Below are 8,563 nucleotides of genomic sequence, written 5' to 3'. Positions count from 1 at the left end.
CTTCCTCGAATAGGCCTTATACATAGATGCAACCGGGTAGCAGTGTTCAAAAAGCGGGTTGAAAGTAGGGGCGAGTCCATACATAGGACCGGCTTCAGCCGGGAGGGCGGTATTACTGCCGAAGGATATTTAGCGAATGTCCCGACGTCCTCCCGGCTAAAGCCGGTCCTACGGAATAGCGCGGTCTATGTGGGAGCGAGGCTTGCCCGCGATAAGTACGACGCGGTTTAAAGTAAATCGCATCCAGCCTTATCGCGGGCAAGCCCAGCTCCCACAGGGATTGCATTTGAGCCCCAATAAAAAAGCCCGACCTGCTTTGCGCAGGTCGGGCTTTTCGCTTTACAGCCCTTGAATCAGGACTGACTTGCCGGTGTCGACGGTGCAGCCGATGCCGGTGCTGCGGCGGTATTGGTCGCAGCGGGTGCAGGTGTTGCTGTTGGTGTGGCAGCGGGCTTCGGAGCCGGTTTGGCGGCGGCCTTCGGTGCCGTTTTAGCCGCAGCAGGTTTCTTGGCAGCGGCCGGTTTCTTCGCCGCAGCCGGTTTGCTGGCCGCTACAGACTTGGCCTTGGTCGCGGTTTTAGTCGCAGCCTTGTTAGCGGCGGCAACGGGTTTGGCCGCTGCTGCTTTCACTGCCGGTTTGGCTGCAGCGGTTTTCGCGGCAACCTTGTCGGCGGCTTTGGCGACCGGTTTCGCAGCGGCTTTCACCAGTGGCTTGGCCGTAGTTTTAGGTGCTGGTTTGGACGCCGCGGCCCTGGAAGTCGAAGCTCTGGAAGCAGGCGCTTTTGAAACAGGGGTCACTGAAGCACCTGTCAGCTTTTCGATCTGTTTTGTCAGCAGATCGACCTTGCTGTGCAGAGCCTTCACTTCGTTACGGCTAGGTACGCCCAAACGCGAAATGGCGCTGTTCAGACGCTTGTCAAAAGCCCCTTCAAGCTCACTCCACTTGCCCATCGCGAGGTCTTTGACATCACCTACACGAGACTTCGCGGCCTTGGCAGAATCCTTGGCGGAATCGACTTGTTTCTCGACTTCTACCTTGGTCTGCTTCTCAGCTTTTTCGCCGTCCTTGACCAGCGTTTCAAAAAGCTTACTGCCGTCATTGCTGATCTTGGAGTAAGCGCCTAAACCAGCCAGCCAGATTTGGCGGGAGTATTTCTCCACCTCGCCAATCCAGGAGCTGCCTTCTTTCTCGATTTTTTTCTTGCCAGCCATCCTGCTCTCCTTATTGTTTACGCGCGACACGTTCAAGCAATGCCGTCAGCTCATCGAGCTTAGCAGACAGTGTCTCCACGTCATGTTTAGACGGTATACCGATGCGATTCAAGGCGCTGGCGACCCGCCGATCGAATGCGCTTTCGATTTTATCGAGTTGCACCTCGACCCGACCCTTCACTGAAGTCAGCTCGTCTTTAGCCGAATCGATCTCGCTATTAGCGGCATCGACCTTTTCGTCGATCACTTTTTTGGCTTTCTTTTCGGTCTGCTCACCCGCTTTGACCAGCTCCTTGAAGTACTCAGCGCCTTCCTGACCGGCCCACGAATAAGCGCCCAGCCCGGCCAGCCAGACCTTGCGGGCATACAGGCGAACGTCGGAGACAGAACCGTTTTCTTCGTCTTTGATTTTTTTCTTCAACGTAACTTTGGCCATGGTGCACCTCACGCTCGAATGTTTGAGGATCACCCCCAGGGACAACGGGGCATGGACACGAAAGTAGTCGGAAAAATTAGAAAGCTCACCCTAGGTTTGGGTGATGTTGAAGGGGTGTAGGAAATGGGGGTAGGAATTGGGTGCATTTGCCCCTGTGGGAGCGAATTCATTCGCGAAGAAGCCAGTACATCCAATACATCTTCATCGAATGAAATACTGCTTTCGCGAATGAATTCGCTCCCACGGGATCTGCGGGTTTTGTTTAGTCGGTGGTATGACTCAAGCAACCAGCGCTTTATCCAGCTGTCGCTCGACCTCTGCCTGAATCTGTCCGCTCATGGCCGACAGGAAAAAATTAAGCTCCAGGTTAACCCGCACAAAATCCTCTCCGACATCGACCGAGCCTTTGGCGCCCTTGCCTTCAAGCTTGACGACGTCGCCGCTCCACTCGTGCTCGATGCCGTATTTGTCGGCCAGCTTCTCGACCAGCAGCTCAGCCTTCTCGCGAGCCTTTTCCTTGCCCAGCGAATGCGGGCGTTCAACAGTAATCTTGGCCATTCGATGGCTCCTTCAGCGCAAGGTCAATCGTGGGGCAACTATACCAGCCGACCCGGATGAAGAAACTGTTGGCGATGAGCCTTGTCAAGACAAAGCCAGCCACGACGATTAGAATGGCAACACTTTATTCCGGTGAACGCGATATGAATGATCCGCGCAAAGGCAGCGATGCCGAACCTACTACTCACTTCGGCTACAAAAATGTGCCGGAAAGCCAGAAGGCAGAGAAAGTTGCGGAGGTGTTCCACTCCGTCGCAGCCAAGTACGACTTGATGAACGACCTGCTGTCCGGTGGCATGCATCGCCTCTGGAAGCGCTTCGCTATTGAACTCTCCGGTGTTCGTACCGGCAACCGCGTGCTGGACATTGCGGGCGGTACTGGCGACCTGACCAAAAAGTTTTCCCACTTGGTCGGCCCGACCGGCGAAGTGGTGCTGGCTGACATCAACGCCTCTATGCTCAAGGTCGGTCGCGACCGACTGCTGGACCTGGGTGTGGCGAGCAACGTCAAATTTGTTCAGGCCGACGCAGAAAAGCTGCCGTTCCCTGACAACCATTTCGACTGCGTGACCATCGCCTTCGGCCTGCGCAACGTGACCCACAAGGAAGATGCGCTACGCTCGATGCTGCGCGTACTCAAGCCGGGTGGCCGTCTGTTGGTGCTGGAGTTCTCCAAGCCGACCAACAAGCTGATGTCCAAAGCCTATGACGCTTACTCGTTCGCGTTCATGCCGCTAATGGGCAAACTGGTCACCAATGACTCGGAAAGCTACCGCTATCTGGCCGAATCGATCCGCATGCACCCGAATCAGGAAACCCTGAAGTCGATGATGGTCGAAGCCGGTTTTGACCGCGTGACTTACCACAACATGACCGCAGGCGTCGTGGCACTGCATCGCGGCATCAAACCCTGATGTTGCTCAGCGGCTTGCTCGCCAGCGTCGAGCACGGCATCAACCGCGTGTTGCGTCTGGACAGCACCGCCTTGCCACGTCTTGAGCGCCTGTCGGGCAAGGTGATTGCGGTGGATTGCCGCAATCCTTCGCTACAGCTGTTCATTCTGCCCAGCGACGAAGGCCTGCTGCTGGCCTCGCACTGGGAAGTTGAAGCGGATTGCACCCTGCGCGCCCCGGCCGCCAGCCTGATGCGTCTGGCGGTGAGCAAGGACAAGAGCGCCGTGCTGCATGGCCCCGATGTCGAGCTGGATGGGGACAGTGGCGTATTACTGGAACTGGTCGGGATCCTTCAGGACCTCGAGCTGGACTGGGAATACGAGCTGTCCCGCTGGCTTGGTCCGGTGGCAACCACCTTACTGGGTGATCATTTGCGCAGCCGCGCGCGCTGGAGCAAAGACAGCTTCGCCAATCTCAGCCAGAGCCTTGCCGACTACCTGAACGAGGAGTCGCGCACCCTGGTGGGTAAACACGAAGCCGAAGCACGCTTTGCCGAACTCGACCGGATCAAACTTGATCTGGAACGCCTTGAGGCGCGCTTTGAGCGCCTCGCCCAACCCTCTGACTCCAGCGATAACGCATGAAGCTGCTTGCCGTCCGCCGTTTGTTTCGTATCCAGCGTGTCGTGATCCGCTACCGTCTCGATGACCTGCTGTTCGCCCTGCCGCTGCCGTGGTGGATGAAGGCCACGCGCTTTGTCATGCCGTGGCGTTTGCTGCCGCGCAACAACGCCGAGCTGCCCCGCGGTGCGCGTCTGCGTCTGGCGCTACAGGACCTTGGGCCGATCTTCATCAAGTTCGGCCAAATCCTGTCTACCCGCCGCGATCTGCTGCCAGAGGACATCGCTGACGAGTTGATGCTGTTGCAGGACCGCGTTCCGCCGTTCGATCCGCAAGTCGCGATCAAGCTCATCGAAGAACAACTGGGCGCGAAGATCAGCGAGGTGTTCAGTCGCTTCGACGTCACTCCACTGGCTTCGGCTTCGGTGGCGCAGGTCCACGCCGCGCAACTGAAAAGTGGCGAAGAAGTCGTGGTCAAGGTTGTGCGTCCGGGCCTCAAGCCGATCATCGGCCAGGACCTGGCATGGCTGTTCATACTGGCGCGCACAGCTGAGCGGATGTCCGCCGATGCCCGCCTGTTACACCCGGTGGACGTGGTCGCCGACTACGAGAAAACCATTTACGACGAACTGGACCTGCTGCGTGAAGCGGCCAACTCCAGTCAGTTGCGTCGCAACTTCGAAGGCTCGGACCTGCTCTACGTGCCCCAGGTTTACTGGGACTGGTGCCGTCCGAAGGTGCTGGTCATGGAGCGCATCTACGGGATTCAGGTCAACGATCTGGCAACCCTGGCGGATCAACGCACCGACATGAAGTTGCTGGCCGAACGCGGTGTTGAGATTTTCTTCACGCAGGTATTCCGCGACAGCTTTTTCCACGCCGATATGCACCCCGGCAATATTTTCGTCAGCACGGTCAACCCGTGGAGCCCGCAATACATCGCTATCGACTGCGGGATCGTCGGCAGCCTGACTCCGGAAGATCAGGATTATCTGGCCCGTAACCTGTTTGCCTTCTTTAAACGTGATTATCGTCGCGTTGCGCAATTACACATTGATTCGGGCTGGGTGCCTGCGGAAACCAAACTCAATGAGTTTGAAGCCGCGATTCGTACCGTTTGCGAGCCGATTTTCGAGAAGCCGCTCAAGGATATTTCCTTCGGTCAGGTACTGATGCGCCTGTTCCAGACCGCACGACGCTTCAACATGGAAGTCCAGCCGCAGCTCGTTCTGCTGCAGAAGACCCTGTTGAACATCGAAGGTCTGGGCCGTCAGTTGTATCCCGACCTGGACCTGTGGAGCACCGCGCAGCCGTTTCTGGAACGCTGGATGCGGGATCGCGTCAGCCCCAAAACCCTGTTTGGCAACCTGCAGTCCCAGGTCGAGCAGATTCCGCATCTGGCCAATATGACCCGGGACCTGCTGGAACGCATGTCGCAACCGCACCGGACTGATCCGCCACCACCGTGGCGTGAGCGCGGTGACGGTTGGGCATTGCGCCTGCTGGGCTCGGCGTTGCTGGCCGGAGGTGCGGTCATGGCCTCGACGCTGGTCGCGGAAGGTACGGCGCTGGTCGCACCACTCGCCTGGCCCGCATGGATCATGCTGGTGGCTGGCCTGTATCTGGTCATCCGCCGATAGCCAGCGGCGCTGCCCGCTGGCACACTGTTGAATCCGCCGAGGCCTGAAGCCCGGCTGCCGGAGTAGATATGAAAGACTGGCTGGACGAAATCAAGTGGGACAGCGACGGTCTGGTGCCTGCCATTGCTCAGGATCACAAGACCGGACGTGTTCTGATGATGGCGTGGATGAACCGCGAGGCCCTGAGCCTCACCGCCGCAGAGAATCGTGCAATCTATTGGTCGCGTTCGCGTGGCAAACTCTGGCGCAAAGGCGAAGAATCGGGCCATGTGCAGAAGCTTCATGAACTGCGTCTGGACTGCGACGCCGATGTGATCATCCTGATGGTCGAGCAGATTGGCGGCATCGCTTGCCATACCGGGCGCGAAAGCTGCTTCTATCGCGTCTACGAAGACGCCGCCTGGAAGACCGTCGAACCGGTCTTGAAAGATCCTGAAGCTATTTATCACGCAGGACACTGAAACATGACTGATACCTTGACCCGCCTGGCCGAAGTGCTGGAGTCGCGCAAAGGTGCCGCTGCCGACAGTTCCTATGTCGCCAGCCTGTATCACAAGGGATTGAACAAGATTCTGGAGAAGGTCGGCGAAGAGTCGGTCGAAACCATCATTGCCGCCAAGGATGCCGCTGTCAGCGGCGATTGCAGCGATGTCATCTACGAAACCGCTGACCTGTGGTTTCACAGCATGGTGATGCTTGCTGCACTGGGTCAGCACCCACAAGCAGTGCTGGATGAACTGGACCGCCGTTTCGGCTTGTCCGGGCATGCGGAAAAAGCCGCACGCACAGCTGACTGACCTTCACTTTTCGAGCTTGAAATTTCTACGAGGATTGCTTCATGGGTATTTTTGACTGGAAACACTGGATCGTCATCCTGGTTGTCGTGGTACTGGTGTTCGGCACCAAGAAGCTCAAGGGGCTGGGCAGCGATGTCGGCGAGTCGATCAAGGGCTTTCGCAAAGCCATGAACGATGATGAAAAACCCGCCGAGCAGCCGCCGGTGCAGCCTCAGCAACCGCCGCAAGCTGCGCCACAGGGCTCGCCTCTGAACCAGCCGCATACCATCGACGCGCAAGCGCATAAAGTCGAAGAGCCAATCCGCAAAGACTAGGTCGTATTGAATGTTTGGTATCAGCTTCTCTGAACTGCTGCTGGTCGGCCTCGTCGCCTTGCTGGTGCTTGGCCCTGAGCGTCTGCCCGGCGCTGCGCGTACCGCTGGCCTCTGGATAGGCCGGCTGAAGCGCAGCTTCAATGCGATCAAACAGGAAGTTGAACGCGAAATCGGTGCCGACGAAATACGTCGGCAACTGCATAACGAGCACATCCTGTCGCTGGAAGAAGAAGCGCGCAAGATCATGTCTCCGCAGCAACCCCCGGCCAACCCGCCTCCGGCAACCGAACAAACGCCCGCTGAGCCGGTGGTTTCGACTATTCCGAACACGCCGTCTGTGACACCTGCCGCTGATCTGGGGCCGGCCGCTCCGGCGGGCACTACGCCCGCTGCTGAACCGACGCCCCATGTCGCGACTGAACCTGCGCACGTGTCGCCAGCGACGCCAGCACCCAACGCACCCTCCGCCAACGATTCGTCACTGCCACCGCGAGCCCCATGAGCGATATTCCGGAAAATGACCAGCAAATGCCGCTGGTCTCGCACCTCACAGAACTCCGTTCGCGCCTGCTGAAATGCGTACTGGCGATTTTCGTGATCTTCGCCTGCCTGTTTTACTTCACCCAGAAGATCTACACCTTCGTTTCGGCACCGCTAAGGGTTTTCCTGCCGGAAGGTGCAACGATGATCGCCACCGATGTGGCCTCGCCGTTCATCACGCCGTTCAAGCTGACCATGATGGTTGCGCTGTTCCTGGCCATGCCGGTGATCCTGCATCAGATCTGGGGCTTTATCGCTCCGGGCCTGTACAAGCATGAAAAGCGCGTCGCGGTACCACTCCTGGTGTCGAGCATCATCCTGTTCTATTCGGGCATGGCCTTCGCTTATTACCTGGTCTTCCCGCTGATATTCCACTTCTTCGCCAGCGTAACGCCGGAAGGCGTGTCGATGATGACGGACATCGCCAGTTATCTGGACTTCGTCATGACGCTGTTCTTTGCGTTTGGCGTAGCGTTCGAGATTCCGGTAGCCGTCGTGCTGCTGGTGTGGATCGGCATCGTTGACGTGAAGTACCTGAAAAAGATCCGCCCTTACGTAATCATCGGCTGCTTCGTGGTCGGCATGATTCTGACCCCGCCAGACATCTTCTCCCAGACCCTGCTGGCTGTGCCGATGTGGCTGTTGTTCGAGATCGGGGTGTTGTGCAGCTCGCTGATTACCAAGCGTGGTGATCATGCCGATGACCAGCGCGAAGAAGACAAGCAAGACCAGCCGCCCGCGACTCAGCCGTGAACCTGCTGCTTCTCGAAGACGCCGACTTTGTTGCGGCTGACAGGGTCGTACTGCGCGACAGACGCCTCAAGCATATGCAAGAGGTGCATCGCGCAGAAGTTGGCGACAGCCTGCGTGTCGGCCGTATTGGCGGCTTGCTGGGCAGCGCTGAGCTGCTGCGGCTTGAGACACATGAAGCCGAGCTACGCATCACCCTCGACAGTGCCCCGCCCGCCAAACTGCCGTTGACCCTGTTGCTCGCCCTGCCCCGCCCGAAAATGCTGCGCCGGGTGTTTCAGACCGTGGCGACAATGGGTGTGTCCAAGGTCATTCTGCTCAACAGTTATCGCGTGGAAAAAAGCTTTTGGCAGACGCCGTTCCTTGAACCTCAAGCGATCCGCGAGCAGCTGATTCTCGGCCTTGAACAAGCACGGGACAGTGTGTTGCCCGAGATCATTATCGAAAAACGCTTCAAGCCGTTTGTCGAAGATCGGCTGCCGCAACTGGCTCAAGGGACTCTGGGGCTGGTCGGACATCCCGGAAACTTTCCCGCCTGCCCACGCGCCGTGACCGGGCCAGTTACCCTGGCCATCGGCCCCGAGGGCGGCTGGATTCCCTACGAAGTCGACCTGCTGACCAAAGCAGGGCTGCAACCGGTGCAGCTTGGCGACCGCATCCTGCGGGTCGAAACAGCAGTGACTGCGTTGTTGGCCCGGCTGTTCTGATCGACGCGCATCACGGCAAACGCGGTGAATGAATTCGGTCTCACAAGGGATTGAGTGCTTCGTTGGAGCGAGGCTTGCCCGCGAAGAAGGCGACGCG

The 8,563-nt window shown here is 58.2% G+C and carries 12 protein-coding genes; 9 read left to right on the top strand and 3 right to left on the bottom strand.

The window, feature by feature from the left end; translation table 11 throughout:
- Positions 1 to 353 precede the first annotated feature (353 nt).
- From AO242_RS05620 to AO242_RS05610, 3 genes are all read right to left on the bottom strand, one after another.
- On the bottom strand, positions 354 to 1,211 hold the full coding sequence (locus AO242_RS05620) for a phasin family protein (protein WP_099267990.1): 858 nt from the start codon (positions 1,209 to 1,211) through the stop codon (positions 354 to 356).
- Between the two features lie 10 nt (positions 1,212 to 1,221).
- The gene (locus AO242_RS05615) at positions 1,222 to 1,647 is read right to left on the bottom strand and encodes a phasin family protein (protein WP_099267989.1); all 426 of its coding nucleotides are present in this window, start codon (positions 1,645 to 1,647) and stop codon (positions 1,222 to 1,224) included.
- A 279-nt stretch (positions 1,648 to 1,926) separates the two neighbouring features.
- Positions 1,927 to 2,205, bottom strand: a complete 279-nt coding sequence (locus AO242_RS05610) for a polyhydroxyalkanoic acid system family protein (protein ID WP_027901654.1) — start codon at positions 2,203 to 2,205, stop codon at positions 1,927 to 1,929.
- A 143-nt stretch (positions 2,206 to 2,348) separates the two neighbouring features.
- Between AO242_RS05610 and ubiE the strand changes: the two genes are divergently transcribed.
- The 9 genes from ubiE (at position 2,349) to AO242_RS05565 (ending at position 8,466) form a co-directional block, all read left to right on the top strand.
- The gene (gene ubiE / locus AO242_RS05605) at positions 2,349 to 3,119 is read left to right on the top strand and encodes a bifunctional demethylmenaquinone methyltransferase/2-methoxy-6-polyprenyl-1,4-benzoquinol methylase UbiE (RefSeq protein WP_027901653.1); all 771 of its coding nucleotides are present in this window, start codon (positions 2,349 to 2,351) and stop codon (positions 3,117 to 3,119) included.
- Positions 3,119 to 3,742 (top strand): ubiquinone biosynthesis accessory factor UbiJ, encoded by a 624-nt coding sequence (locus AO242_RS05600; protein WP_099267988.1) that lies wholly within the window; start codon positions 3,119 to 3,121, stop codon positions 3,740 to 3,742. The genes ubiE and AO242_RS05600 overlap by 1 nt, the downstream gene beginning before the upstream one ends.
- A complete protein-coding gene (ubiB, locus tag AO242_RS05595) occupies positions 3,739 to 5,358 on the top strand; it encodes a ubiquinone biosynthesis regulatory protein kinase UbiB (protein WP_027901651.1) in 1,620 nt (539 codons plus the stop codon). The genes AO242_RS05600 and ubiB overlap by 4 nt, the downstream gene beginning before the upstream one ends.
- Positions 5,359 to 5,426: 68 nt before the next feature.
- The gene (gene hisI, locus AO242_RS05590; protein ID WP_027901650.1) at positions 5,427 to 5,819 is read left to right on the top strand and encodes a phosphoribosyl-AMP cyclohydrolase; all 393 of its coding nucleotides are present in this window, start codon (positions 5,427 to 5,429) and stop codon (positions 5,817 to 5,819) included.
- Positions 5,820 to 5,822: 3 nt separating this feature from the next.
- Positions 5,823 to 6,155, top strand: coding sequence for a phosphoribosyl-ATP diphosphatase (locus AO242_RS05585; protein WP_027901649.1), 333 nt, complete (start codon positions 5,823 to 5,825; stop codon positions 6,153 to 6,155).
- A 41-nt stretch (positions 6,156 to 6,196) separates the two neighbouring features.
- Positions 6,197 to 6,469, top strand: a complete 273-nt coding sequence (locus tag AO242_RS05580) for a twin-arginine translocase TatA/TatE family subunit (protein ID WP_027901648.1) — start codon at positions 6,197 to 6,199, stop codon at positions 6,467 to 6,469.
- A 10-nt stretch (positions 6,470 to 6,479) separates the two neighbouring features.
- Entirely contained in the window at positions 6,480 to 6,971 is a 492-nt protein-coding gene (gene tatB / locus AO242_RS05575; protein WP_099267987.1) for a Sec-independent protein translocase protein TatB, read from the top strand.
- Entirely contained in the window at positions 6,968 to 7,762 is a 795-nt protein-coding gene (tatC, locus tag AO242_RS05570) for a twin-arginine translocase subunit TatC (RefSeq protein ID WP_099267986.1), read from the top strand. Before tatB ends, tatC begins: the two co-directional genes overlap by 4 nt.
- A complete protein-coding gene (locus AO242_RS05565; RefSeq protein ID WP_099267985.1) occupies positions 7,759 to 8,466 on the top strand; it encodes a 16S rRNA (uracil(1498)-N(3))-methyltransferase in 708 nt (235 codons plus the stop codon). The genes tatC and AO242_RS05565 overlap by 4 nt, the downstream gene beginning before the upstream one ends.
- The last annotated feature ends 97 nt before the right edge of the window (positions 8,467 to 8,563 follow it).

Source organism: Pseudomonas sp. ICMP 561 (genome assembly GCF_002699985.1).
Classification (GTDB): Bacteria; Pseudomonadota; Gammaproteobacteria; order Pseudomonadales; family Pseudomonadaceae; genus Aquipseudomonas; species Aquipseudomonas quasicaspiana.
The sequence above is the reverse complement of the archived record's forward strand: the minus strand, read 5'-3'. Positions and strand labels throughout refer to the sequence as shown.

Excerpts from the sequence above, each read along its gene's own strand:
- AO242_RS05620 (WP_099267990.1), bottom strand. The coding sequence starts at position 1,211 with ATGGCTGGCAAGAAAAAAATCGAGAAAGAAGGCAGCTCCTGGATTGGC.
- AO242_RS05615 (WP_099267989.1), bottom strand. The coding sequence starts at position 1,647 with ATGGCCAAAGTTACGTTGAAGAAAAAAATCAAAGACGAAGAAAACGGT.
- AO242_RS05610 (WP_027901654.1), bottom strand. The coding sequence starts at position 2,205 with ATGGCCAAGATTACTGTTGAACGCCCGCATTCGCTGGGCAAGGAAAAG.
- ubiE (WP_027901653.1), top strand. The coding sequence starts at position 2,349 with ATGAATGATCCGCGCAAAGGCAGCGATGCCGAACCTACTACTCACTTC.
- AO242_RS05600 (WP_099267988.1), top strand. The coding sequence starts at position 3,119 with ATGTTGCTCAGCGGCTTGCTCGCCAGCGTCGAGCACGGCATCAACCGC.
- ubiB (WP_027901651.1), top strand. The coding sequence starts at position 3,739 with ATGAAGCTGCTTGCCGTCCGCCGTTTGTTTCGTATCCAGCGTGTCGTG.
- hisI (WP_027901650.1), top strand. The coding sequence starts at position 5,427 with ATGAAAGACTGGCTGGACGAAATCAAGTGGGACAGCGACGGTCTGGTG.
- AO242_RS05585 (WP_027901649.1), top strand. The coding sequence starts at position 5,823 with ATGACTGATACCTTGACCCGCCTGGCCGAAGTGCTGGAGTCGCGCAAA.
- AO242_RS05580 (WP_027901648.1), top strand. The coding sequence starts at position 6,197 with ATGGGTATTTTTGACTGGAAACACTGGATCGTCATCCTGGTTGTCGTG.
- tatB (WP_099267987.1), top strand. The coding sequence starts at position 6,480 with ATGTTTGGTATCAGCTTCTCTGAACTGCTGCTGGTCGGCCTCGTCGCC.
- tatC (WP_099267986.1), top strand. The coding sequence starts at position 6,968 with ATGAGCGATATTCCGGAAAATGACCAGCAAATGCCGCTGGTCTCGCAC.